25 protein-coding genes are annotated in these 25,810 nt (G+C 32.4%); 2 read left to right on the top strand and 23 right to left on the bottom strand.

Going from position 1 to position 25,810, the window contains the following annotated elements:
* Positions 1–21: 21 nt before the first annotated feature.
* Positions 22–1,683 (bottom strand): fatty acid kinase catalytic subunit FakA, encoded by a 1,662-nt coding sequence (gene fakA, locus KA830_RS07515; protein ID WP_046208669.1) that lies wholly within the window; start codon positions 1,681–1,683, stop codon positions 22–24.
* Positions 1,684–1,697: 14 nt separating this feature from the next.
* Positions 1,698–2,069, bottom strand: coding sequence for an Asp23/Gls24 family envelope stress response protein (locus tag KA830_RS07510; RefSeq protein WP_019467949.1), 372 nt, complete (start codon positions 2,067–2,069; stop codon positions 1,698–1,700).
* A gap of 240 nt (positions 2,070–2,309) precedes the next feature.
* Between KA830_RS07510 and rpmB the strand changes: the two genes are divergently transcribed.
* Positions 2,310–2,498, top strand: a complete 189-nt coding sequence (gene rpmB, locus KA830_RS07505) for a 50S ribosomal protein L28 (protein ID WP_002483503.1) — start codon at positions 2,310–2,312, stop codon at positions 2,496–2,498.
* An 81-nt stretch (positions 2,499–2,579) separates the two neighbouring features.
* Here rpmB and KA830_RS07500 read toward each other — a convergent pair whose 3' ends face one another.
* The 15 genes from KA830_RS07500 to gmk form a co-directional block, all read right to left on the bottom strand.
* Positions 2,580–3,215 (bottom strand): thiamine diphosphokinase, encoded by a 636-nt coding sequence (locus KA830_RS07500; RefSeq protein ID WP_046208670.1) that lies wholly within the window; start codon positions 3,213–3,215, stop codon positions 2,580–2,582.
* 5 nt (positions 3,216–3,220) lie between these two features.
* Positions 3,221–3,865, bottom strand: coding sequence for a ribulose-phosphate 3-epimerase (gene rpe, locus KA830_RS07495; protein ID WP_046208671.1), 645 nt, complete (start codon positions 3,863–3,865; stop codon positions 3,221–3,223).
* Positions 3,866–4,741: a ribosome small subunit-dependent GTPase A gene (gene rsgA, locus KA830_RS07490; protein WP_204180074.1), complete on the bottom strand. Its 876-nt coding sequence runs from the start codon at positions 4,739–4,741 to the stop codon at positions 3,866–3,868.
* 229 nt (positions 4,742–4,970) lie between these two features.
* Positions 4,971–7,016: a Stk1 family PASTA domain-containing Ser/Thr kinase gene (gene pknB, locus KA830_RS07485; protein ID WP_210134163.1), complete on the bottom strand. Its 2,046-nt coding sequence runs from the start codon at positions 7,014–7,016 to the stop codon at positions 4,971–4,973.
* Positions 7,013–7,756 (bottom strand): Stp1/IreP family PP2C-type Ser/Thr phosphatase, encoded by a 744-nt coding sequence (locus KA830_RS07480; protein WP_204180076.1) that lies wholly within the window; start codon positions 7,754–7,756, stop codon positions 7,013–7,015. The genes pknB and KA830_RS07480 overlap by 4 nt, the downstream gene beginning before the upstream one ends.
* A gap of 4 nt (positions 7,757–7,760) precedes the next feature.
* Positions 7,761–8,855: a dual-specificity RNA methyltransferase RlmN gene (gene rlmN, locus KA830_RS07475; RefSeq protein WP_046208675.1), complete on the bottom strand. Its 1,095-nt coding sequence runs from the start codon at positions 8,853–8,855 to the stop codon at positions 7,761–7,763.
* A gap of 3 nt (positions 8,856–8,858) precedes the next feature.
* The gene (gene rsmB / locus KA830_RS07470) at positions 8,859–10,166 is read right to left on the bottom strand and encodes a 16S rRNA (cytosine(967)-C(5))-methyltransferase RsmB (RefSeq protein ID WP_348634550.1); all 1,308 of its coding nucleotides are present in this window, start codon (positions 10,164–10,166) and stop codon (positions 8,859–8,861) included.
* A 2-nt stretch (positions 10,167–10,168) separates the two neighbouring features.
* Positions 10,169–11,101: a methionyl-tRNA formyltransferase gene (fmt, locus tag KA830_RS07465; RefSeq protein ID WP_064209127.1), complete on the bottom strand. Its 933-nt coding sequence runs from the start codon at positions 11,099–11,101 to the stop codon at positions 10,169–10,171.
* Positions 11,094–11,582, bottom strand: a complete 489-nt coding sequence (locus KA830_RS07460) for a peptide deformylase (RefSeq protein ID WP_046208677.1) — start codon at positions 11,580–11,582, stop codon at positions 11,094–11,096. The genes fmt and KA830_RS07460 overlap by 8 nt, the downstream gene beginning before the upstream one ends.
* Positions 11,583–11,782: 200 nt before the next feature.
* Positions 11,783–12,472 carry a GNAT family N-acetyltransferase gene (locus tag KA830_RS07455; protein WP_210122828.1) on the bottom strand — a complete coding sequence of 230 codons (690 nt, stop codon included), beginning with the start codon at positions 12,470–12,472 and terminating at the stop codon, positions 11,783–11,785.
* Between the two features lie 441 nt (positions 12,473–12,913).
* Complete coding sequence (locus KA830_RS07450) at positions 12,914–13,381, bottom strand: GNAT family N-acetyltransferase (RefSeq protein ID WP_046208679.1); 468 nt, start codon at positions 13,379–13,381, stop codon at positions 12,914–12,916.
* Positions 13,382–13,550: 169 nt separating this feature from the next.
* Positions 13,551–15,959 carry a primosomal protein N' gene (priA, locus tag KA830_RS07445; protein ID WP_046208680.1) on the bottom strand — a complete coding sequence of 803 codons (2,409 nt, stop codon included), beginning with the start codon at positions 15,957–15,959 and terminating at the stop codon, positions 13,551–13,553.
* 1 nt (position 15,960) lies between these two features.
* A complete protein-coding gene (gene coaBC / locus KA830_RS07440) occupies positions 15,961–17,163 on the bottom strand; it encodes a bifunctional phosphopantothenoylcysteine decarboxylase/phosphopantothenate--cysteine ligase CoaBC (protein WP_204180078.1) in 1,203 nt (400 codons plus the stop codon).
* Positions 17,164–17,542: 379 nt separating this feature from the next.
* The gene (gene rpoZ, locus KA830_RS07435; protein WP_046208682.1) at positions 17,543–17,743 is read right to left on the bottom strand and encodes a DNA-directed RNA polymerase subunit omega; all 201 of its coding nucleotides are present in this window, start codon (positions 17,741–17,743) and stop codon (positions 17,543–17,545) included.
* On the bottom strand, positions 17,743–18,366 hold the full coding sequence (gene gmk / locus KA830_RS07430) for a guanylate kinase (protein WP_046208683.1): 624 nt from the start codon (positions 18,364–18,366) through the stop codon (positions 17,743–17,745). The genes rpoZ and gmk overlap by 1 nt, the downstream gene beginning before the upstream one ends.
* A gap of 159 nt (positions 18,367–18,525) precedes the next feature.
* Between gmk and KA830_RS07425 the strand changes: the two genes are divergently transcribed.
* Positions 18,526–20,223, top strand: coding sequence for an Rqc2 family fibronectin-binding protein (locus tag KA830_RS07425; protein WP_064209059.1), 1,698 nt, complete (start codon positions 18,526–18,528; stop codon positions 20,221–20,223).
* Positions 20,224–20,341: 118 nt separating this feature from the next.
* Here KA830_RS07425 and KA830_RS07420 read toward each other — a convergent pair whose 3' ends face one another.
* The 6 genes from KA830_RS07420 to pyrF all read right to left on the bottom strand — a co-directional run bounded on the left by KA830_RS07420 (position 20,342) and on the right by pyrF (position 25,638).
* On the bottom strand, positions 20,342–20,749 hold the full coding sequence (locus KA830_RS07420) for a VOC family protein (RefSeq protein ID WP_046208685.1): 408 nt from the start codon (positions 20,747–20,749) through the stop codon (positions 20,342–20,344).
* A 118-nt stretch (positions 20,750–20,867) separates the two neighbouring features.
* Complete coding sequence (locus KA830_RS07415) at positions 20,868–21,722, bottom strand: YitT family protein (RefSeq protein ID WP_046208686.1); 855 nt, start codon at positions 21,720–21,722, stop codon at positions 20,868–20,870.
* Between the two features lie 628 nt (positions 21,723–22,350).
* A complete protein-coding gene (locus KA830_RS07410; protein WP_239436887.1) occupies positions 22,351–23,910 on the bottom strand; it encodes an MFS transporter in 1,560 nt (519 codons plus the stop codon).
* Positions 23,911–24,121: 211 nt separating this feature from the next.
* Entirely contained in the window at positions 24,122–24,307 is a 186-nt protein-coding gene (locus KA830_RS07405) for a hypothetical protein (RefSeq protein ID WP_046208688.1), read from the bottom strand.
* A 22-nt stretch (positions 24,308–24,329) separates the two neighbouring features.
* Positions 24,330–24,941 (bottom strand): orotate phosphoribosyltransferase, encoded by a 612-nt coding sequence (pyrE, locus tag KA830_RS07400; RefSeq protein WP_046208689.1) that lies wholly within the window; start codon positions 24,939–24,941, stop codon positions 24,330–24,332.
* Positions 24,934–25,638: an orotidine-5'-phosphate decarboxylase gene (gene pyrF / locus KA830_RS07395; protein ID WP_046208690.1), complete on the bottom strand. Its 705-nt coding sequence runs from the start codon at positions 25,636–25,638 to the stop codon at positions 24,934–24,936. Before pyrF ends, pyrE begins: the two co-directional genes overlap by 8 nt.
* Positions 25,639–25,810: the final 172 nt, after the last annotated feature.

Raw genomic sequence — 25,810 nt, 5'->3', positions numbered from 1 at the left:
GTCGTTATCAACAAACTAACATTATTCCACAGAAAACAGATATTGATATACAGGCTGATCACCTTGATGTTGATCTATTTCAATATCTGGATACGTTGTTTCAATCCAGGATTCAACATTAGATGTTATATCACTATTGGCATCTTCACCGATAATCATAGTGATTATTTCACTTTCGTCCGTAATCATTTGAGACAATAACTGTTTAACAGTCTCAAATTCATCTTCATTGCTTGTGACAATTTTATCCTCGACTAATCCCATAAATGCATCTTTTTTTATTTCTACACCATCGACTTTGGTATCCCTAACAGCGTAAGTAACAGAGCCAGAAGTTATCACTTCTAATGATTCAATCATGCGTGCTTTATTATCAATTAATTCGTCTGATTCATCATAATTAAATAATGCAGCTATTCCTTGTGGTATAGATTTCGAAGGAATCACAATAGTTTCAGCATCTACAATTGATGCAGCTTGTTCACTCGCCATCATAATATTTTTATTATTTGGCAAGATGATTGCACGTTTACATTGGGATTGTTCAATCACTTTCACAATATCTTCAGTAGACGGGTTCATTGTCTGGCCACCACTTATTAAATGTGTCGCACCCATGGATTTAAACAATTCTGATATGCCTTCTCCCATAGAAATAGCGATGACAGCAGTGTCTACTGTTGAAGTTTCTTGATTAGATTGTTGTGTATTTGTACCTTTTTGTTCTTTTTTTACAACTTCACGATGTTGTTCTCGCATATTCTCAACTTTTAATTTAATTAATTCACCATATTGTTGTCCGTAATTAAAAACATCGCCAGGTTTTTCTGTATGTACATGAACTTTTACAATTTCATCATCATTAATAACTAATAATGAATCCCCAAATTGACTCATTTCTTCTCTAAAAGTATCTTCATCGAATACTTTTTTATTCACCCCAAAACGAACCATCATTTCGGTACAATATCCATAAACAATATCTTCAGTATTAATCACACCGTGGAAGTCATGTTCTTCATTCACTAAAGTTTCTGTATCTAATTTTGGAGTTTCTGCAGTTACAGTTTCACCTTTTAAAGCTTTTAGGAAACCTTCATAAACGATAACTAATCCTTTACCACCACTATCAACTACACCAACTTCTTTTAATACAGGTAACAAATTGGGCGTATTCTCTAAAGAAATTTGGGCTTGTTCTATAATATATGTCACAAGTTCAATGCAATCTTCTGTTTCTTGTGCCTTTTGTATACCTGCATCCGCAGCATCTCTAGCAACAGTTAAAATTGTGCCTTCTACGGGTTTCATAATTGCTTTATATGCAGTGTTAACACCAGCTTTAAAACTTTCTGCTAATTGCTGTGCATTAATTTCGCTAAAACTTTCTAAATTTTTGCTAAATCCTCTAAAAAGCTGTGATAAGATAACGCCAGAATTTCCACGTGCCCCCATTAATAAGCCTTTTGAAAATGTTTTACCTAACTCGCCAATATGCTGTGATAAATTCTCTTCTACTGCTTCTCTGCCTGATGTCATTGTTAAGTTCATATTTGTCCCTGTATCCCCATCTGGCACCGGGTATACATTTAATGAATCTACTAAATCTGAATGATTAGATAAATTTTGTGCCCCTTGAATAATCATTTCGGCAAATAATTTACCATTTATTTTACTAACCATCTCGTTATGTCCTCCTAGTTTTTCTTGCCATTATCCACTCGTACGCCTTGTACAAATATATTAATTGAATTTACTTTAACTTTTAATGTTTGTTCTAATGTATATTTGACAGTTGATTGAACATTGCTTGCAACTTCTGATATCTTTGTACCGTAACTTACAATGATATACATATCAACATCCAACACACTATTTTCTTCTCTCACAACAATGCCTTTTGCATAATTTTCATAACCTAAAATTTCAGCAATTCCATCTCTTACTTGTTGTCTAGAAGCCATTCCTACAATGCCATAACATTCTACCGCTTTACTACCCACAACTGAAGCTATTACTTCGTTTGAAATGTCTATGCTACCATAATCATTTGTAATTTCTAATGTCATTTTATTGGGCCTCCTAGTTTATGGTTCTCACTTTATTTTTGATACTTTAAAACTTTATATTAAGATTAAAAAATACAATATTATCCATAGTTTACAATTATATCATAAAATGAGTGTAACAAAAGTAGAAGCTATGTAAAGAAATTTTTTTCATTTTATTGCCATTATTTTTTTTATGTGGTACATTATTCAAGTATGTAGTAGATATGTGTATTTATATTTATTAAAGGAGGTACTTTCATGGGCAAACAATGTTTCGTAACAGGTCGCAAAGCTTCAACTGGAAACAATCGTTCACACGCTTTAAATTCTTCTAAAAGAAGATGGAATGCTAACCTTCAAAAAGTTAGAATTCTTGTAGACGGAAAACCTAAAAAAGTTTGGGTTTCTGCACGTGCTTTAAAATCTGGTAAAGTAACTAGAGTTTAATAAATATAATGCACGAAAAAGACCAATCCTTATGTGGAGGATTGGTCTTTTTTTGTTTATAATTAATTTTGCTACGATTTATCAATCTTTACTTTTAATCATTAATACGCTACCTGAATAAATAGAAACAGTACCTCGTGGTTTTATTAATTCATTAGATATTGTCAGCGTAGAACCGAGCTGTAAAGATGATTGCTTCAATTCATATTTAAAATTGGCTAATGAAATAACTGTAGGATATGTAATTGGGATGAATGATATATATGGATAATTAAAATCTCTTTCAACACAATGATCTTTAGCAGATAAATATGAAATTTCATTTTGTTGGTCAATGATTTTAATGTTAATTTTCTTTTTTGTATATTCTGGTTTCTCTAAAATTTGCAATGCACCCATAAAATGGTCTAAACGTCCACCGGTTGCTCCATAAACACATATTTCACTGTAGCCTGAATGGATTGCTTGATCGATACCCAATGCTAAATCAGTGTCATCTTTTTCAGAATGATATGGATTAATTGCTAGTTTTTCAGCCAAATAATCCCTTTCTTCTTTAGTTATTGAATCAAAATCACCGACTGCAAATTGAGGCATAATACCTGATTCAATCAATATTAATGCACCTCGGTCAACCCCTATCCATGACTCATTTGCCTTATTTTGTAAAATATTTTCTGGTAAATTTCTTGCACCACATAATAAATTGACTTTCATTGACTTCAACCTTTCAATGTTTGCGTCACTTGTTTATAATCTTTTTGTTTAAAGAAATATGAACCAGCTACCAACATAGTGGCACCGTGTTCGATAACAGTTGCAACTGTTTCATCGTTAATACCACCATCAACTTCGATTTCAAATGATAAGTTTAATGCTTTCTTTATCTTGACTAGTTCGTCCAATTTACTAATGCTATCTTGAATGAATGTTTGACCGCCAAATCCAGGATTAACTGTCATGACAAGTACATAATCCACCATTTTTAGCACTGGCATAATCGTATTCACCGATGTACCTGGGTTAATGACTACACCAGCTTTTACATTAGTATTTTTAATTTGTTGTATTACTCTATGAATATGCGGTGTTGCTTCCACATGTACTGAAATCATGTCTGCACCCTGTGCTGCAAAAAGCTCCACATATTTTTCTGGTTCTTCTATCATCAAATGCACATCTATTGGTAAATCAGTACCCTTTCTAACGGCTTCTAATATAGGCAATCCAATTGAAATATTTGGAACAAATTGACCGTCCATCACATCAAAGTGCACACCATCAACACCTGCATCTTCTAATGCTTTTAATTCCTTTTGTAATTGTAAAAAATCAGCTGATAATAATGATGGATATAATTTTGCCACTTAATATCTTTCCTTTCTGTTTGCAATTTCATTAAATAATTGTAAATAATGTTCATATCTAAAGTGAGCTATATTCCCTTTTTCTATTTCATGCTTAACATTACACTTGGGTTCGTTTATATGGTTGCAATCTCTAAATTTACAATGTTCACCATATTCATTGATTTCCATGAAATAATGTTTCACTTCATCTTTTTGAATATGATTAAAATCTAATGCGCTAAATCCAGGTGTGTCAGCTATAAAGCCATTTTTTCGTTCAAATAATTCTACATGCCTTGTAGTATGTCTACCCCTATTTAACGCTCTAGATATATGTTGTGTTTCAATATTCAATTCAGGAAAATATCGATTTAATAACGTAGATTTCCCAACACCTGATTGACCGCTTAATACTACTAGTCCTTCTCCCCATTGCATGAAAACTTCATCGATATGATCTTCAACACTTATAAATTGTGTATAATATCCCATATTTTCATAAACTTTTAGTGTCTGTAATATTTTGTTTTCCATGCTAGGTGAAGTAATATCACGTTTAGTTACTAATATGCGAGGTCTCATATGATACGAGTGTGCTATGACTAAAAATCTATCCAATAACTGAGTTGAAAATTCAGGTTCTACCGCACTCATCACTAATACTAGGTGATCAACATTGCTAACTGGTGGTCTTTTTAATTCATTTTTTCGTTCGTGAACATGGTGAATATAACCTTCTGTAATATTTTCAACTTCAAAATCTACAACATCACCAACAATAGGTGAAAATTTATTTTTTCTAAATAATCCACGTGGTTTTGTGTCGTACATTTCGCCATTTACATCTACGCGATATACACCACTTAATGATTTTATGATGCGTCCTGTTTTCACTTAGGCACCCCTCTTTTAAAAGCTTTACATACTATATTATAGCAAAGGCTTTTTAATTTAAATACGATTTGAGACTATTTCAGTTAAAAATAAATAACAGAGCATTATTACTACATGGAATGATAGCAATAATACTCTGTTATAGTCATTTTTTATAAGCAGTTCGCAGAAGCCTTTGGCTTCTGCATAAGCGCAACTAAACTCCCTTCACTTTGTTCGTTAAGTTGCGCTAAAAATCATAAGGAATATCTTTATCAGCTACAATCTTGCCATCAACTCGAATCGTATAACCCGCCGTCTCTCCTTTTTCAATCGTCATTGGAATAGTAACGGTTTTATCATCTTTAATTTTGAAGCTTTGTGCAGCTGATGATCCTTTGTCATCCTTGTCTCTCACATATACTTTCACTTCTTGGCTTTCATCATCATCACCCGTATAGGGAACTTGATAGGTTTCTGTATATGTTTTAGTTTGAGGTTTATCATCTTCTTTAGATGACTTATCTTCTTGCTCCTCAGAATCTTTATCTTCTTTTTTCTCTGATGCTTTCGGTTTACCTGTAGATACTACGAATTCTACGGTAGAACCTTCATCTACTTCTTCGTCTTTAGGTGATTGACTAATGACATTGTCCTTTTTAACTGTTTTATCAGAGCGTTTTTCTACAGTAACTACTTTAAATCCTTTAGATTCTAGTTCAGATTTAGCTGTCTTGAATGATTTTTTCTCATAATCATCCACATAAACTTGTTTAACACCTAATGATTCAGTCAATTTAATGTCACTATCATTTATTTTCACTCTATCACCTGGCGATATACTTTGTGCTTCAATTAAGCCTTTAGCTACATTTTGTTTCGTATAAGATTGATCTACTTTTTCATCATCAATTCCTAATTTTTTTAATTTATTTAATGCCTCTGCTTTTGGTAATCCATATAAATTTGGCATTTCTGCAGTTTTAGGTCCTTTTGATAATACAATGTCTACTTTACTTTGTTGTTCTAAACGTTCACCTTTACCAGGTGATGTTTTAATAATTTTATTCTCAGGATATTTATCACTATAAGCTCTTGTAGTTTTGCCTAATTCTAGTTTGTTATCCTTTAAAATACCTTCAGCTTCTTTTTCAGTCTTACCTATTAAATTAGGTGTTTCCAAATATTTATTACCAAACATTCCCATGGCCATAAAACCAAATAATCCAAACAACAGTAATACAATGATTAAACCATAGAAAAACTTTTTCTTTTTTGATCTTTTTTTCGGAGGCATTGTATATAATTGTTCCTCATTTGATTGAAAATATTGTTGATTAACAATTGGAATTTGCATGGTTTGATTCATGCTTTTTGCTTTATCTTCATCACGAGTCTGATTAGCAATCTCTGCTTTATCAATAGGCACTGTTTTAGTGTCAGCATCAACAGAATGATAGGGTGATTCATTTTCACGCTCTTTTGTCAGGACAGTAGACAAGTCATCTTGCATTTCCTGAACCGATTGATAGCGATCTTTCTTATCTTTTTCAGTCGCTTTAAGCACGACGTTGCTCAATGATTGTGGTACTTCAGAACGTTTGTTAGAAACATTAGGCATCGGATCTTGGATATGTTTTATAGCGATGCTTACTGCTGTTTCACCGGAAAAAGGAGGTTGTCCTACTAACATTTCATATAGTACAACACCAATAGAATATATATCAGTGCCGTTATCTGTTACATCACCGCGCGCTTGTTCAGGAGAAAGGTATTGAACCGTCCCTAAAACATGATTTGTTTGGGTCATCGTCGTTTCGCTTAATGCTTTTGCAATACCAAAATCTAATATTTTTAGTGTTTGATCACGATTCACCAAAATATTTTGAGGTTTTACATCACGATGAACAATCTTTGTATCATGTGCATGCTTTATTCCTTCAATAATTTGTTCAGTAAATTTGATTACGGTTTTGATGTCTAGAGGTCGATGTTGTTGAATATATTCTGATAAAGTGGGACCTTCTATGTACTCCATCACTAAAAAGAAATTTTCATCATTTTCAGTGACATCAAAAACATTAACGATATTTTTATGTGAAAGTTGTGTTAAATTGTGGACTTCACGTTCAAAACGCTTAATTGTTTCTTCTTTTTCACCAGAAGGTATCCTAATAGCTTTAATTGCTACATTGCGATTTAAAATTGTGTCATCAGCCAAATATACTGTGCTCATGCCACCGCCGCCAAGCTTTTTTATCACTTTATAACGTTCGCTTATTAATTTTCCAATCATACCTTATCTCCTTCAATTTCTGCTAAAACAATACTCACATTATCATTCGTTTCTTGAGATATTGCTAATTCAATAAGATTCCGGCCGTGTGTTTCTAAATCATTTTTTTGCATTAATTCTTCTTGAATCATATGATTTCTCGCAAAATCTGTTAATCCATCCGAGTTAAGTAATAGAAAATCATAAAAATTAGTTCTTTTTACAAAAATATCTGGTGTTACTACCTTATCCGTACCCATAACTTTTGTAATAATATTTTTTTGCGGATGATTGAATGCTTCTTCAGCACTAATTTGACCAATCATCACTAAATGATTAACGAAAGAATGATCGTTTGTAATTTGTTCAATCTCTCTACTATTAACCAAATATCCTCTTGAATCACCAATATTTGCGACCACTACATAATCATCAAATACTAACGCACAAACACAAGTTGTTCCCATGCCATAATAGTCTGTATTATCAACAGAGAGTTGATATAATTCACGATTAATCGCTTTTAGTGTAGTTCTCAGCCAATCCTCGGCTTGGTTAGGTTCAATTAAATTTTCTTCTTCAAAACGACGTTGCAATTCATCTGTTACAAATTGACTTGCTACTTCTCCTGCTAAATGTCCACCCATACCATCACAGAGTACAAGTAATTGTTGTTCTGTTTTATTATAGAACACACCACCTGCATCTTCGTTCTTATCACGATATTGACCTGTGTCAGTAAAAAATTGTGCTTTTAGCATACTATTACCTCGTTTCTACTTTTCGTTCCTTAGCTCTTAATTGACCACATGCTGCATCTATATCAGCACCTTGTTCTCTTCTTATAGTTGCATTAATACCTAGTCTCTTTAATTCTTTTTCAAATTTAAAGATATCTTCTTTAGGCGTCTTGACGTAATTTCTTTCTGGTACATGGTTCACAGGTATTAAATTTACATGACAGTTTAATTTTTGAATTAAATGTGCTAACTCTCTCGCATGCTCAACTTGGTCGTTGACGCCTCCAAATAGACCATATTCAAATGTAACACGTCTATTTGTTGTTTCTTGATAATATTTAATGGCTTCCATTAATTTTTCAACATTATACGCTCGGTTAATAGGCATTAATCGAGAACGAATTTCGTCATTAGCCCCATGTAAGCTTACTGCAAAATTGATTTGAATATCTTCGTCAGCAAAATCATAAATTCTAGGTATAATACCAGAAGTAGAAACAGTAATATGACGCGCACCTATATTTAAACCATTGTCATGATTAACAATCTTCAAAAAGTCCATCATTTCATCATAGTTTTCAAATGGCTCACCAATACCCATGATGACGATTTGAGATACACGTTCTTCGGTTTCATCTAATGCTTTTTGGACAGTAAGCACTTGAGATACAATTTCTCCCGCTTCTAAATTACGCTTTAAGCCACCTAGTGTAGATGCACAGAATGTACAACCTATACGGCAACCCACTTGAGTAGTAACACATACGGAATTACCATATTCATGTCTCATTAATACTGTTTCGATTGTGTACCCATCTTGTAATTCAAATAAGAATTTGATTGTACCATCTTTGCTTTCTTGTTTAACTACTGTCGTCATCACTGTCATTGCAAAATGATCTTTCAATAGTGCTCTTAACTCTTTAGACAAATTTGTCATTTCATCAATGCTGTCTACTCGTTTTTCATATAACCATTCAAAGATTTGTTTCGCTCTGAATTTTTGTTGCCCATTTTCCTTTAACCAATTTTCCATTTCATCATATCTTAAAGAGTATATAGATTGCTTTTCAAAATTGGGAAGAAATTTATTCTTTTTCTTCTTTTCTGCAGTTATCATTATTTATTGGTCCTTTCTTTTTATCCTAGTAATGAAAAAGCCATCAGAATTAAAATGCTGAGGTAACACTTGTAAAGTTTTTACCTTTTCTCCACTGATTGGATGTTCAAATAAATCAAATTCAAAATCTTTATTTTCTTTTAAAAATGTATATATTACATTTTCATTTTCTAACTGTTCTATTGTACAAGTTGAATAAACTAAAGTGCCTCCTGGACGTAAATGATGTTTCACATTATTTAAAATTTCTAGTTGAATATTCACTAAAGATTGAATACTTTGCTGACTTTGTTCGTATTTGATTTCTGGCTTATGTCTAAGTACACCTAAGCCACTACAAGGTGCATCTACTAAAATCTTATCATACACTTTATCATAATTTTCCGTCGCATCGTGACTAAAAGCGGAAATGTTAGATAATCGTAATTTTCGAATGTTAAAATCAATCAAATCAATTTTATGTTCATGGATGTCTGTCGCATCTACATGTCCAGTACCATGTAACCTTTCTGCTATATGACATGCTTTTCCGCCAGGTGCACTACAAGCATCTAATACAAGGTCGCCATCTTGAAGATTCATCACGTCAGCTACAAACATAGAACTTTTATCTTGGATAGATACTAAACCATCTTTAAATACGCGTGACTCTATAATCGGTTTACCACTAATATGTAAACAAATTGTAATGTCATTATCTTGCGTTACAGTGTAACCTTCTTCTTCTAAACGTTGCATCACATGTTCAACTGAAATTCTTGTCAAATTAACCCTTACAGTTGTTGTCACTTTTGTTAAAAATGATTGTGCAATTGCTTCAGTTTCTTCTATTCCAAAGTGTGTCACCCAGTGATCAACAAGCCATTTAGGCAAACTATACTGAATAGCAATTCGCTTCTTATCGTCCGAAATTTCATTGAAATTTGGTAACTCACTGCGCATAAGGGTTCTCAAGATTCCATTAACCACATTACCGTTATGTGGGCCGCCTTTATATTTTGCTATATTAACAGCTTCATTAATAATCGCATGTTCAGGAACTTTATCCAAATACATATACTGATAGATACTCATCCATAGTAACTGTCTGACCCAACCTTTAAGTTTAGTTTGTACAAATGGTTTCAAATAATAATCTAGTATATATTTTCTTTTTAACGTACCATATACTAATTCGGTTAATAAATTCTTATCAGCTCGATTTAACTCATTGTTTGTTAATACCTCATTAATAATAATATTACTATAAGCTTTATCATTAATAATATCTTGTAGTGTTTCAAAAGCTAATAACCTTACATTAGTTTCAATTGTCATTTTAATACCTTCCCAACGAGTGTTGATTGTACACCACTTAAGTAATTAGCTGTAGGCATTCTCTTTTTACCAGCAACTTGAATCTCTGTTAATGCAATCGCATCACTAGAACCTGTAGCCACAATAATTGCTTTCTTAGTTGTCTCTATTATTGTACCTGGCTCACCGTCTTTATCTTTTTCAATGCGTGAAGCATAGACTTTTAAGTTTTCTCCATCCATAATTGTGTAGGCAACCGGCCATGGAGATAGACCTCTAATATGGTTATAAACTACTTCAGCAGGTTCTGACCAATCAATTTTTTCATCTTCTCGACGAATGTTAGATGCAAATGTTGCTTCGTCTTCATTTTGAACAATACTTTCATTCGTACCATTAATAATAGAAGGAAGCGTTTCTTTTAATAATTCAGCACCTAAAAAGCTTAATTTATCATGCATTACACCAACGTCATCTTGTGGTTCAATATCGATTGCTTTTTGAGCTATAATATTTCCAGCATCCAATTTCTTAGCCATATACATGATAGAAATACCAGTTTGTGTTTCTCCATCTATAATCGCTTGATGTATCGGGGCTCCACCTCTATATTTAGGTAATAATGATGCATGCACATTGATAGCACCTAACTTTGGTGAATCCAATAAACGTTGTGGTAATAATTGGCCAAATGCCGCAGTAACAATTAAATCCGCGTTTAAATCAATCAACATCTCTAATTCTTCAGATTTTGACAGTTTTTCAGGCTGATATACAGGAATCGCATGTTCTATTGCAACTTGTTTCACTGGTGGTGGTGTTAATTTTCGTTTTCTGCCAACTGGTCGATCAGGTTGAGTAACGACTGCGATCACGTTATGTTCTGCAATTAACATTTCTAACACTTTTGTTGAAAAATCTGGTGTCCCCATAAAAATAATTTTACTCATTTTCAAAATACGCCTCCACTTCTGCTTCAGTCAAAATTTTATCTGCACGTTCTGTAAAAAGTTTACCTTCAAAATGATCAATCATATGCAATATCATGCGTGCAATATCATCATATGCAGTCATTTCTACTTCGTTTCCATTTTTATCGTTACTTTTAACAACAATCATTTTACTTCTTTCAACTTCACCATAAATGTCAGGTAATGAAATAGAGCCCTCTAACTCAGTTACTTTTTGGTCAGATTCTCGAATGATTTTTGGATTAATAAGTTGTAACAATCCATCTATTTCCATATCTATAATAGCTACCTTTTGTAAAATGCCAATTTGCGGGGCACATATGGCAGAAGCCTCAACTTCATACATTGTGTCTTCTAAATCGAGCAATAATTGAGCTAAGTTTTCGTCAAATCGTGATACATCCGGCACGTGCTTTTGCAAAATTGGATTTTCTGCTGTAACAAGTTGCTTTATTGTCATACAAATTACTCCTCATAAAAATTCATCATATCATTATAACTTATTTTAGTTAAATTTGCACCAAGCTTTGATGAAATACACGAACTGAAATCACATATATTTTCACTTTAATTTTATTCCGTCATCACAAATATAACCGTAAGCCCCCTATACAAGCTTACGGTTTACAAAATATTTATTATCCAGTTAATGTTGTAATATCATAGTGATAACTTATTTATTTGATTGCCAGATTCATCAAAATTATATTCGTTCAACCAATTCTCAAACTTAGTTTTATATACTGACCACTCATCATCTAACATAGCGAGCCAGTATGTATCTCTACTTCTTTGTTTATAAATAGTATGATTTTTAAACAAACCTTCATATTTAAAGCCAAGTCGTTTAGCTGCTTTTATAGAAGGCTCATTTAATGCATCACATTTCCATTCATACCTTCTATATCCCAAAGTGTCAAAGATATATTTTGCTAATAAGTAGTGTGTTTCTGTAGCAATACGTGTTCGTTTCATTTTATTAGCATAATGAATATGACCAACTTCAATTGTTGCATTTGGTTCATTTATTCTAAGTAATGATAAAATACCTACTACATCATTATCAAATTGATCTATTATAGCAAAAAAATATGGATCCTTTGTTTGTACTTTATTTTTTATATAGGTTGCAAAATCATCATAACTTTTAGGCTGCGCGTCTGGTAAATACGTCCAATTAGGTGCATCTTCTTGCTCCTTAAAATGAGTGAATAAAGGGTTAATATGTTTTGAAGCTAATTTTTCTAATCTACAATACTTCCCTTCTAACACATCAGTCGTTGGTGTTTTGGGTTGAGAGAAATCGATTAATGACTTACCGATAGGTTGTTCAAACTGATTATATTCCATTTATATCCCCCTTTTAATCAATGACTAGAGAACTTTATCGCATAATTTATCACGCTAAATATTAATCATTAAAATGTTTAGCAATTGCGTATAATACATCTATACCAATTTTTATAAATTAATATTATGTTATCATTATAACTTATAATGCGAAAGCATTTTTTATTAATCAGTTTATATTCTTTTTAATATTTTATAATATGAATTAATTAAAAAGTAGAAGTAAAAAGAAATAAATACTAGCTGAATGACATTCTTCTTACTTCTACTTTTTCATTTTATATTTATATTTAGATTTATTTTAACTATAGCAAGACATTACTTTATTATTTCTTCAATAAAATAAACCTTAAATTTATACCTTATATTAAAATTTAGTTTATTTAGAAACATCCAAAACGTTAAACTAAATAAACGATATAATAATTAGCTTTATATCTATTACTGTTTCGCTTCACTATTTGCTAACTCAATGGTCATGGATGATACATTTTTTATAAAACCAATTTTAGAATATAATGGCTCTGCTTGAGTAGAAGCTTTTAAATTAACGATATTCACCTGTTCTGTTTTACACTTTAATAAAAGCTCTTCTAGAATTTGTTTACTCAAACCTAATCCTCTATATAATTTAGTTGTATAAACATTAGTAATATAACCTTCTACACCATAATGATTATCATATGCAGGTGGTATCTGTTGGAAGACAACAGCTCCTGTTGCTACAACTTGATGATTATCTATCATAAATACTTGGTAGATGTTTCCTTTATCGAAAACATCTTTAAAATATGCTCTCATATTATCATCAATATCTTCAGTACCATGCATGCCTTGATCAAGTAATTGTTCTTTTCTTAATTTTATAATTGTTTCAATATCATTTTTATTTGCAATTCTCATCTCCATATCTAGTACTCCTTTAAAAAAATATGAGCAAATAAATTTACTATATCTACCAATCATATTCAACCATTAATATTTAATATTCAATAAAAAGAGAGCCTTAAAACCAATAAAATACTGATTTTAAGACTCCCCTTTTATACACTGCAATTAATCCATTTACAACAACAACCTACATCATCATTTGTGGATTGATGTCTATCTTCAGTGATAATTTGTCTTTTAAATACTGATCATGATAAAAATCATCTAAATACTTTAATGCTTCGTGCAATGAAGGTTCGCTTTTATATTTTATTAATATTTGGAAGCGATATTCATTATTAATCCGTGATAAAGCTGCTGGAGAAGGGCCTAGAACTAATGCCTTATCTGATAAATGCTGTAACAATATTTTGTGTATATGTTTAGAAGCTTCCATTACTTTTTTCATATTATTATGCGCAATCGTAAAATTAATTAAAAAGAAATATGGTGGATATTTACCTAACTTTCTATAATTCATTTCTTTTTCGAAAAAGGAATGATAGTCATTATCTTGAACATCTTTAATAGCATAATGATCAGGATTATATGTTTGTATAATCACCTGTCCCTCTTTTTCATGACGGCCTGCACGTCCTGAAACTTGCGTCAACAATTGATATGTACGCTCACTAGCTCTAAAGTCAGGCAAGTTTAACATCGTATCAGCATTTAATACGCCAACCAAAGTAATATTTGGAAAGTCCAAACCTTTCGCTATCATCTGTGTCCCCAGTAAAATATCCCCTTTACCTGAACCAAAGTCATCTAATAATTGTTCGTGTGCACCTTTTCGAGAAGTGGTATCAACATCCATACGAATAATTTTTGCTTCCTGAAAATTTTCTTGTAATAGTTCTTCAACTCTTTGTGTACCTGTGCCTACCTGTCTGATATGTTCACTTTCACAGTTGGGACACTTATTAGGTGGTACTTCTTGATGACCACAATAATGGCATTTCAATTGATCCGTAGACTTATGATATGTGAGAGAAATATCACAGTTAGGACATTGGGGGACATGGCCACAATCTCGACACAACATAAATGACGCATATCCACGTCTATTTAAAAATAAAACAACTTGTTCTTTTTTATCTAAACGCTCTTGAATCGCACTACGCAAATCTTCTGAAAACATAGAACGATTGCCAGAAGCAAGTTCAGCACGCATATCTACGATATTCACGTCTGGCAAAGCTTGCTGATTCACTCTATGAGGTAATGATAATAGTTCATAAACACCTTTAGTTGCACGTGCATATGTCTCTAAACTTGGTGTAGCACTGCCTAATACTAAAGGGCAATGATGATATTGACTGCGCCATTGTGCAATATCTCTAGCATGGTATCTAGGATAATCCTCTTGTTTATAGGAAGACTCATGTTCTTCATCAATAATGATCATACCTAAATCTTTGAAAGGGGCAAATACACTTGAGCGAGCTCCTACACTCACACTCGCTTTTCCATCTCTAATTTTTTGCCATTCATCATAACGTTCCCCTTTAGATAATCCTGAGTGTAAAACTGCTACTTCGTCTCCAAATCTTCGTTTAAATCTTAATACCATTTGAGGAGTGAGTGCAATTTCTGGCACTAACATCATCGCTTGTTTACCTTGATTGAGTACATTTTCTATAGTTTGCAAGTAAACTTCCGTCTTACCAGAACCCGTTACGCCATGTAATAAAAATGTACGTTGTTCACCTTTATTAATCGTCTCAAGTATCGCATCATATGCTTCTTGTTGTTCTTGCGTAAGTTGTTGCTTTTGATCTTGTTCAAATACCCGTGTTGCAAAAGGATCTCGCTCTACAGTTGTATCATATTTCTCAATAAAGCCTTTACGGACTAACGTCTCAATGCTAGATTTTGAAAAACCCATTTCTTCCAACTGTTTTAAAAAAACTACGTGATGATTTTCATCAATTAAATAAGCATATAATTCATATTGCTTTTTTGATTTTTCCAAAGATTCTAATACTGTATCATCATTAAAGCCTTCGACAATGCGCACTGCGCGTTGTTTCTTTTTCTTTAAACTTTGAGACAAAATCGTATCTTCAAGAATTGCACCTTGCTTTAAAAATGGTGCAATGAGCGTTAAGTCTTCATTTTTTTGTGCTACTTTATATGCATAATGTCCTTCCGAATCAAATCGTTTCAACAATTTTTCTGGTATGGCTTCAGTATCTTTAACTGCAAATACTTTAGTATATTTGGCTTTGATTGCGCTTGGAAGCATAACCTCTAACATAGAAATTCGTTTTGTAACAAAATACGTATGATACCAATCTGCAAGTTGTATTAATTCTTTCGTTAATTCAGGTTTAATATCTTGTATTTCTTTTATTGCTTTTAATTTTGATATGTCCATACTAGTGTCGGTTTGCTGAGTGATGTCCATAACATAACCTTGAATCGTTCTCGGTCCAAAAGGTACAATCACGCGCATACCAACTTCAACCATCGCTTGAAATTTTTGTGGAATTAAATAATCAAACGTAAAGTCAACACTTTTAGATGGTATATCTACGATTACTTTTGCTATCATTTTATTTCCACCTTGTTTCTAAACTGTCTAATATATGCTCCGCTAATATGACTTTTTTATGTTTCCCTAATGATATTGTTTCACCGTTTTTATAGTACATAGTATATGCATTATCATCAGAGCTAAACCCAATGGTACGATCGCCAACATTATTCGCTATGATGACATCTGCGTTTTTACTTTTTAGTTTTTTTTGAGCATATGATTCAATATTTTGTGTTTCTGCTGCAAAACCAACTAAAAATTGTTTATCTTTATGCTCACCCAAGTATTTTAAAATATCGGGTGTGCGTTTAAAAGTAACAGTCAAATCACCTTGTCGTTTTTTAAGTTTATGTTCTAATAATTCAGTCGGAGCGTAATCTGATACCGCTGCAGATTTAAAGACAATATCCATCTTATCGAATCGCGTTTTAACCGCTTCAAACATCTGTTGTGCACTTTCTACTTGAATGACTTCTACATTCTTAGGTGGTGTTAGATGAGTTGGACCAGATATAAGTGTCACGGTCGCCCCTCTTTGAGCTAAAGATTCTGCGAGTGCATATCCCATTTTACCTGATGAGCGGTTGGATAAATAACGAACAGGGTCTAGCTCTTCTATGGTTGGCCCCGCTGTCACCAATGCTTGTATACCGTTAAATCTACTATTTTTTGTCACTGACGTGTTGTTTTTAAAATACTGATTTAATCTTTCTACAATTTGTAAAGGCTCTTCCATTCTTCCTTTTGCTACATAACCACAAGCTAGGAATCCTTCACCAGGTTCTAAGAAATAATAACCGTCCGAACTTAATGTTGCTAAGTTATGTTGCGTTCTTTTGTTCTCATACATATGTACATTCATTGCAGGAGCGATAAATTTGGGTGTTTCTGTAGCTAATAATGTTGATGTAACCATGTCATCAGCAATACCATTTGCTAGTTTAGCGATGGTATTTGCAGTTGCCGGTGCTACAACAATCGCATCTGCCCAATCTCCTAAAGCAACATGCTGAATTTCTTCTGGATTGTGTTCTCTAAAAGTACTCGTATAAACAGGATTTCTACCAATAGCCTGAAAAGCTAAAGGAGTTACAAACTCTTGTGCATGATCTGTTAACATCACTCTCACGTTATAATCAGCCTGTGTGAGTTTACTCGTTAAATCTATTGCTTTATACGCAGCGATACCACCAGTGACAGCAAGTAAAATATTTTTCATCGTAGTTTTCCTCCAAATCGTTAATATCTTTCTATTAATTGTTTAACTTTGTAGTTTATATTTTGAAATTTTAAATATATCTAAATATAAACAAATGTTTTAATTCTGTATCAAGGTCGTACAAATAACTACACAATGTATTTTATGTTACTCAGCCAATGAATTATTTTATGCAATATCTTATTTTAGCTTCATTGCTTTAAATATAAATATGATTACTGCTTATTATACACAAATTATTACCCAAATTAAAAAAGCACACCTTGGCTATGAAACCTCAAAGTCATCACATGCGTCTGACTTTTGAAGTGCACATCATTAACCTGGTGTACTTTTCAAAAATATAAAATTATATGATTTAATATTCGCTTAGAAAGTGTTATTTTGTAGTTTCAGGATAAACTTCGCCGCCAGCTATTTCTTCCAAAGCTTTTCCCACTGCTTTTTCTGAATTATATTTGTTTAATAGTGTACTATTTGGATGCTCGTCCAACTCACGTGCACGTTTAGCTGCAGTTGTAGCGATTAAATATTTTGATGTGATTTTAGATGTTAAATCATTTAATGGTGGATATAACATTATTTTTTTGCCTCCAATATCATTTTTCTATATTTTGCTTCAATTCTTTCCCTTTTCAAATGCTCAGCTTCAACAATGGATTGAATACGTTGCTTAGCTAATTCTACTTCATCGTTAACGACAACATAATCGTATAAATTCATCATTTCAACTTCTTTACGAGCTTCAAGTACTCTGCTTTGAATTTTTTCGTCTGACTCAGTACCACGCCCTACTAAGCGCTCACGTAAATGATCTAAACTTGGTGGAGCTAGAAAAATAAATAATGCATCAGGGAATTTCTTTCGAACCTGTTTGGCACCTTCAACTTCAATTTCTAAAAATACATCATGTCCTTGGTCCATAGTATCTTTTACGTATTGCACTGGTGTACCGTAATAATTTCCCACATATTCTGCATATTCTATAAATTGATCTTGTTTAATTAACGCTTCAAACTCTGCCTTTGTTTTGAAGAAATAATCTACACCATCGACTTCACCTTCACGCATATTACGTGTCGTCATCGAGATAGAATATTTATAAGATGTGGTTGGGTCATCAAATATTTTTTTTCTAACTGTACCTTTTCCTACACCAGATGGTCCAGAAAGTACAATCAACAAACCTTTCTCATTATCCATGCCTTACTACCTCTCTAAGCTATTCTTCTATTATTAAACTATGATACCATAATGAGCGTTTGGTTGTATAGCATACGTTCAAACAAACTTTGCTCATGACCAAATCTTTTCACCATGTTACAATATGATGAATGACTAAAAATAAGGTGGCTGATAGTAATGGCATACGATGGTTTATTTACACGAAAAATGGTAGAATCTTTACAATTTCTCGTTGATGGTAGGATTCATAAAATCAATCAACCTGAAAACGATACAATCATCATGGTAATACGTCAAAATCGTAAAAACCATCAACTTCTACTCTCGATTCATCCTAGTTTTGCTAGAATGCATTTAACGAATAAAAAATATGATAATCCATTTGAACCACCAATGTTTGCAAGAGTATTCCGTAAACATTTAGAGGGTGGTTTCATTAAAGCTATAAGACAAATCGGAAACGATAGACGTGTAGAAATAGATATTCACAGTAAAGATGAAATCGGTGATACCACATACCGCACAGTTATTTTAGAAATAATGGGTAAACACAGTAATTTAATGTTAGTAGATGATCAACGCAAGATTATTGAAGGTTTTAAACATTTAACTCCAAATACAAATCAATATCGTACAGTTATGCCTGGGTTTCAATATGAAGCGCCCCCTACCCAAAATAAAACAAATCCATATAGTATTACGGGTACAGAAGTTTTAAAATTCATCGATTTCAATAGTGGAAAAATCGCTAGGCAACTGCTAAATCAATTTGAAGGCTTTAGTCCTTTAATTACGAATGAAATTGTCAATCGTAAACAATTTATGACGACCGACACGTTACCAGAGGCATTTAATTCAGTTATGAATGAGACAATGGAATTACCTACTCCTGTATTTCATAAGAATCATGAAACAGGAAAAGAAGATTTCTATTTTATGCACTTAAATCAATTTTACGATGATATGGTTGAATATGATTCTCTACATGATTTATTAGATAGATATTACGATGCTAGAGGAGAAAGAGAACGCGTTAAACAACGTGCAAATGATTTAGTCAAATTTGTACAGCAACAACTGCATAAATATCAAAATAAACTCAGTAAATTAATCGACGAACAAGAAGGTACTAAGGATAAAGAAATACAGCAATTATACGGTGAATTAATCACTGCAAATATTTATAGAATTAAACAAGGTGATAAGTATCTGACGACTACCAATTATTATGATGGTCAGGAAGTAACCATTCCCTTAGATACAACAAAGTCACCAGCTACAAACGCTCAAATGTATTATAAAAAATATAATAAATTGAAAACACGTGCACATGAATTAACGCGACAAATCGATTTAACAAAAGAAAACATCACATATTTTGAAAATATAGAACAACAACTCGCACACATATCTGTGGATGACATTGATGATATTAGAGAAGAGCTTGCTGAACAAGGTTATATGAAACAGCGGAAGCAAAAAAATAAGAAAAAGAAACCGACCATTCAATTGCAATCGTATGTTTCAACTGATGGAGATACCATACTTGTAGGAAAAAATAATAAGCAAAATGATTATTTAACGAATAAAAAAGCAAGCAAACAGCATCTTTGGTTTCATACGAAAGAGATCCCAGGGTCTCATGTGGTTATCTTAAATGATGCGCCAAGTGAAAATACTATTAAAGAAGCGGCTATGCTAGCCGGTTATTTTTCAAAAGCTGGTAATTCTGGTCAAATACCAGTTGATTACACTGAAATTAGACACGTTCACAAACCTTCTGGCGCAAAACCAGGATTTGTAACATATGATCACCAAAAAACACTCTATGCTACACCTGATTACGATCACATTCAAAAAATGAAGGTGACATGATAACACCAAATACTTTAAAGCATTAGTAACATGCTTCAATCTAAAAAACAAGGCTAAGATTATGAGTAAGCAGCACATGTAACACGTGCATGATACTTTATCTTAGCCTTTTTAATATTTATTTTTTATCTGGTAATGCAAGCTGAAAATTAACGCCAAATCTATCTACAATCCATGTAAATTCTCTGAATGGTGGCATTTCCGTTTTAGGCATTAAAATTGCTCCACCACTTTTCAATTTACTGAATAATCTTTCCATTTCTAACGGACTATCTACAGTGACATATAAAGACATTGCTGGATTCATGTCTACATCGACACCATTCATATTATCAATCGCCATAAAAACTTGATCTTTTAAGCGAAAGATAGCATGTTGTACGGCACCAGTGGGTTCTTTATCATCTTCTTCATATTTGACCATCGCTAATATTTCTGCATCTTCAAATGCATCTACATATAAATTGATTGCTTCTTCTGCTTGTCCATTGAACATTAGAAATGTCGTTATTTTGGGAATTGCCATTTAACTGCCTCCTTAAAACATCTTAATTCTAGAATAAAACAAATGCTTAAAAAAATCGAACGAATAAAATTTGCAATTAACAACACGTCACATGAAGTGCTCCTTTGCCAATCTATCATTAAGATAAATTTATAAATCCATTACCTAATACATCTCTCACATCATGAATGACTAAAAAGGCATTTTCATCTACCTCATTTACAAGCTTTTTAACTCTAGTTACTTGTGATTGTGGAACTACAACATACAACATGCTTGTTTCATGTTTACCATAACCACCTTTACCCTTTAAAAGTGTTGAACCTCTACCTGTAAAGCTATTGATTTCATCACTTATAATCTCATTTCTACTTGATATCACAGTCACCGCTTTTTTAGGATGGAACCCTTCTATAATGAATGCAGTAGCACGTTCAGTTATAAATATCATAATTACAGTAAATAAGACGTTTTCTAAAGGTAAGACAAATAAAAAAGACAAGACAACTAATCCATCTAAAACAAAAATGCCTTGCGATGTTTTGATGTCAAAGTATTTATTTAGCATCTTAGCAATGACTGATGTCCCACCTATCACACCACCAGAAGCAATTACTAATCCAATACCTACACCTACTAAAACGCCACCAAACGAAGCATTTATTACAAAATTATCAATACCTGTCTTAAAATTTTCAGTTAAATCTAAAAAGATTGAAATCGCTGTATTAGCAATAAACGTATATACTGCTGTTCTGGTACTTAAAAAACGCCAGCCTACAATAATGACCAATGTATTAATAATTAATGAGGATATCGCTGGTGAAAAACCAAAGGCATATTTTAATGCTAATGACATACCCACAGTACCCCCATCACCTAAATTAGACTCTAATATAAATGAATTTACAGCAATCGCACTTACAAATGCGCCAATTAAGCATACAATAATATTTTTAGTATGGTTTTTTAAAAGTTGCTTCATACGTTTCATATCATATCCCCTTACATTTGATAATATAAAATTAAATAAGGTAAGCTAAAAAAGTGTATTCAAATCATGCCTCATTTTAATTTTACAAATTTGTTTTTTATACTCACAAATCTATTTAAAACCAAAATAAATGAAAATATAACATTTGTTACAGTTACATAGTATAATTGCAAATGTAACACAACCCATTTCAATATACCACTTCATGTAGTTTGCAACATTAATTTGTAAAGTGTGTAATATTGAAAGCTTTGACGGCTTAAAACCATAAAATCACTTTACTTTTAAATATTTATAGTTAAAATAAATACAAATATAATTGGAGGTATTTCATGTTTTATTACATTATTCCATTACTGATTGCCGCTTTAGTGATACTCATTGGCTTTATCATCATTAAAATTATGATTCGTTAATCCATTTTATATCATAACTTTATAACGATACTTTTTAATCATTTTAATAACATTAATCATTTCAATCATTTTTGTATTATATTAAACAAAACACGCAGTAAAGTAGACATTAAAACCTTGTCTACCATACTGCGTTGCTGTTTTTTACGTTACTTTCTACAATTAATCTTTTTTTAATCTTTCTTTACGATTTCACCAGTTTATCAAATTTTTTATTTAAATTCTTTACTAAAGAGCGTTACAAGTAGCAAAATAATAAAAGCTGCAATAACTGCAGTTAAAAATATAGGCATATACGCAAGGTGTGTAGCATCCTCAATGCCATTTGTAATTGCATGTCTTAATGTATCATTAGAAATTTGATTCACTTGTTCTAATATTTTAGTAAGATTGCCTGAATTATGTTCCATCGTTTTCATTAACGAAACGGGTATATCTTTGAAACCAAAATGGGCTGAATTTATACTTTCTTTAATTTTACTACCCATTTGGCTATATCCGAATTGAATGAATGTCGTAAACATAGTCGGTGCAATTGTTATGCCGACTTGTCTAGAAACGGATAATGTTCCAATTACAGTACTATTATTTTTATCTGAATGTGCTGATCTAGTTGCTAATACAGTCATTGGTGCACCAATAGTAAAACCAAAACCTAAACCTGCGATAATTGAAAATATTAAAAATGGCGTACTTGAATAAGTTAAAAAGGCTAACCCTCCATACCCAATTATGCTAATGATACTCGCAATCACTAATGCAAATATCGGGCCTTTTTTATCAACAATCTTCCCGCCCATTGACGCGCCAATACCTGAAGCTAACGCTAAGGGTGTCATCCAATAGCCACTGTTCTCAGCTTTAACATGCAATACATTTTCAACAAAGGAAGGAATGAAAATAATGGAACCAATTAACATCCCTGATAAAACGCCCATAATCAATACTACTGAAAAAGCTGGTTTTTTTAATAAATAGAAAGGTAAGAATGCATCTATATCAGTTGCTTCGTTTTTATATTCTACTAAAATCAAAATACCATAACCAATGATTGCCAATATAAATAAACCAATCACTGAAAAGCTAAGTATACTATTAGCAATGTTATTCGTTTGTATATTATTAATCGCAAACATCATCAGCAACGTTGAAAATGAAAATATAATGATGGCGTACTTATCAATTTTAGTTTTAACTTTTTCTTGTGTTTCTGGCATTTTAAGAATCATAAAAATAACAATCATTACTGCCACTGGCACATTGATTAGGAATAGCCAATGCCATGTTCCACTTAGGTTAATTAATAAACTTCCTATATTTGGCCCTAATACCGAAGCAATACCATTCATTGCACCTAACCCACCAAGCATTCTACCTTGTTTTTCCTTGGTGTAAGTAGCTATAATATGTGAACTAGCGATTACAAATAAACCGCCTCCACCAAATGATTGAATTAATCGTGCAATAATAAATATTGTATAATTTGGACTTAAAGCAACTAACAATGATCCTAAACCAAATAAAATGACTTCAATAACAAATATTTTTTTACGACCATACATATCAGCAAGTTTACCCGCTATAGGTGTAGTTACAGCCATACCTAATGTGTAAATCGTTATGCCCCATGACCCCATTTGTGCTGAAATTTCAAAAGATTGATTTATTGTGGTTAACGCTGCACTAATAATGCCGTTGTCTAAAGCTGCCATAAACACACCAATGAGTAAAAATAGTGCAACAATATCAAATTTTTTTTGATTCAAGTTCATTCATTCCTTTCTATCTTGGAGTTTTATATGATACTCAGTATTTAAAACCTATTTTGTGAACTAAATATGAACAAAATATATTTATATATTAAAAAATGCCTAAAAGACCTTTTATCAATATATAAAAGTCTTTTAAGCATTTTTTAACCAATTTAATTAAATAAATTTTTAATGTTGTCTCAAATTCACATAATATATTTACATATATCGTTTATTTAATATGTCCTTTTTGCTTTAGATTTAATTTTGATTTTTTATAAATATTTGATTCTGTAGCGTTAAACAACCATTTATTTTCATCTTCTGAAGTTGTTTGTGCTCTATAGTCTTCTGATTTTTTGAGGAATTTATTTAAATGAGCAAAATGATTATAAGCTACATTTGAGTCTTTTGTCATAACATCCCCTCCATCTAACATTTTATGACAAGTTATCTCTCCAATCAACTAATGTAGTAATATCATTTTCAGAAATTTCTCCATTTTCTCTAGCAACCTCAATTAGTTCATTATAATTGCTTAATGTATAGAAGGGTATATCAGCTCGTGCAAATTGGTCATCTGCTTTTTTCAAACCATAAGTAAAGATTGCTACTACACCTAATACATTTGCACCTGCAGCTTTTAGTGCATCTACTGCAGTTATTGAAGAGCCACCTGTAGATATTAAATCTTCTATAACTACTACATTTTTACCTTCACTTGATGCGCCTTCAATTTGATTCTGTTTACCATGACTTTTGCTTTTTGATCTAACGTAATTCATCGGTAAGTTCATCACTTCTGAGACATATGCTGCATGTGGAATCCCGGCTGTTGCAGTACCTGATATAACTTCAATATCTTTAAAATGTGTTTCAATCAATGCTTGCAGGCCATCTCTAATATGAGTACGTACATCAGGAAAACCTAGTGTGATGCGATTATCACAGTATATTGGCGATTTAATACCTGAACTCCAAGTAAACGGATCATTGGGAGATAATGATACAGCTTTTATATCTAACAATGCTTGTGCAATTGATTTAGTCATGTGATTTCAACCAACTTTCTTTAATTTTTTGATAACTCGTTACCGGATTTTCACTTTGTGTAATCGGTCGTCCTACAACAATGTGTGTAGCGCCTAAAACACTTGCTTTTTCTGGTGTCGTAATACGTTGTTGATCATCTGAAGAAGTGTTTTCTGGTCTGATGCCTGGTGTCACTTTCAAGAAAGATTCACCTAATTCCTGTTTTACTAAATTTGCTTCAAGTGGTGAACATACAACGCCATCTAATCCTGATAATTGAGCTAGACGAGCATAATTCAACACTGCTTCATCCATTGTACTTTGGATATTTTGTTCATCACGCAACATTGTTTCTGTAGTCGACGTTAATTGTGTAACCGCAATAATTTTAATATTACTGTTATATTTTCTAATACCTTCTACAGCACGTTTCATCATTTCTGAACCACCAGCTGCGTGTACATTTACTAAATCGACATCTAATTTGCTTAAGCCTTCCATTGCTTTACCAACAGTGTTAGGAATATCATGCAATTTTAAATCTAAGAATATGCTATGACCACGTTTCTTAATATCAGTGATTAATGAAGGCCCAGTTTGATAAAAAAGTTCCATTCCAACTTTGACAAATAAAGGTTCATCAAATTGATTTAAAAATTGTGTAACCGCTTCTGCTGATTCAAAATCTAAAGCAATGATAGGTAGATTATTTTGCATATATATCGCCTCTCATCTATAGCTATTTTATTATATTTGCCAAGCGTGTATGGACATATGACAGCAATAATATTTTGGAATTTTTTTCATACTGACAAGGACGACTAAGAGAAAAATTTCATAAATATATTTTTATCCTAGCCGTCTATTGCCAATAGCATTTCTTTGCATT

The organism is Staphylococcus sp. GDY8P119P (assembly GCF_017892075.1).
In the GTDB taxonomy this organism is placed as follows: domain Bacteria; phylum Bacillota; class Bacilli; order Staphylococcales; family Staphylococcaceae; genus Staphylococcus; species Staphylococcus ureilyticus.
This window is presented reverse-complemented; position numbering and strand designations above follow the sequence as displayed.

Coding starts and splice junctions, on each gene's coding strand:
- KA830_RS07450 (WP_046208679.1), bottom strand. CDS start 13,381: ATGGAGATGAGAATTGCAAATAAAAATGATATTGAAACAATTATAAAA.
- coaBC (WP_204180078.1), bottom strand. CDS start 17,163: ATGAAAAATATTTTACTTGCTGTCACTGGTGGTATCGCTGCGTATAAA.
- KA830_RS07425 (WP_064209059.1), top strand. CDS start 18,526: ATGGCATACGATGGTTTATTTACACGAAAAATGGTAGAATCTTTACAA.
- priA (WP_046208680.1), bottom strand. CDS start 15,959: ATGATAGCAAAAGTAATCGTAGATATACCATCTAAAAGTGTTGACTTT.
- rlmN (WP_046208675.1), bottom strand. CDS start 8,855: ATGATAACTGCAGAAAAGAAGAAAAAGAATAAATTTCTTCCCAATTTT.
- rpmB (WP_002483503.1), top strand. CDS start 2,310: ATGGGCAAACAATGTTTCGTAACAGGTCGCAAAGCTTCAACTGGAAAC.
- pyrF (WP_046208690.1), bottom strand. CDS start 25,638: ATGCAAAATAATCTACCTATCATTGCTTTAGATTTTGAATCAGCAGAA.
- gmk (WP_046208683.1), bottom strand. CDS start 18,366: ATGGATAATGAGAAAGGTTTGTTGATTGTACTTTCTGGACCATCTGGT.
- KA830_RS07405 (WP_046208688.1), bottom strand. CDS start 24,307: ATGACAAAAGACTCAAATGTAGCTTATAATCATTTTGCTCATTTAAAT.
- KA830_RS07460 (WP_046208677.1), bottom strand. CDS start 11,582: ATGACAATAAAGCAACTTGTTACAGCAGAAAATCCAATTTTGCAAAAG.
- rpoZ (WP_046208682.1), bottom strand. CDS start 17,743: ATGTTATATCCACCATTAAATGATTTAACATCTAAAATCACATCAAAA.
- KA830_RS07415 (WP_046208686.1), bottom strand. CDS start 21,722: ATGAAACGTATGAAGCAACTTTTAAAAAACCATACTAAAAATATTATT.
- KA830_RS07480 (WP_204180076.1), bottom strand. CDS start 7,756: ATGCTAAAAGCACAATTTTTTACTGACACAGGTCAATATCGTGATAAG.
- KA830_RS07510 (WP_019467949.1), bottom strand. CDS start 2,069: ATGACATTAGAAATTACAAATGATTATGGTAGCATAGACATTTCAAAC.
- KA830_RS07420 (WP_046208685.1), bottom strand. CDS start 20,749: ATGGCAATTCCCAAAATAACGACATTTCTAATGTTCAATGGACAAGCA.
- pknB (WP_210134163.1), bottom strand. CDS start 7,016: ATGATTGGAAAATTAATAAGCGAACGTTATAAAGTGATAAAAAAGCTT.
- KA830_RS07410 (WP_239436887.1), bottom strand. CDS start 23,910: ATGAACTTGAATCAAAAAAAATTTGATATTGTTGCACTATTTTTACTC.
- KA830_RS07500 (WP_046208670.1), bottom strand. CDS start 3,215: ATGAAAGTCAATTTATTATGTGGTGCAAGAAATTTACCAGAAAATATT.
- pyrE (WP_046208689.1), bottom strand. CDS start 24,941: ATGACTAAATCAATTGCACAAGCATTGTTAGATATAAAAGCTGTATCA.
- fakA (WP_046208669.1), bottom strand. CDS start 1,683: ATGGTTAGTAAAATAAATGGTAAATTATTTGCCGAAATGATTATTCAA.
- KA830_RS07455 (WP_210122828.1), bottom strand. CDS start 12,472: ATGGAATATAATCAGTTTGAACAACCTATCGGTAAGTCATTAATCGAT.
- fmt (WP_064209127.1), bottom strand. CDS start 11,101: ATGAGTAAAATTATTTTTATGGGGACACCAGATTTTTCAACAAAAGTG.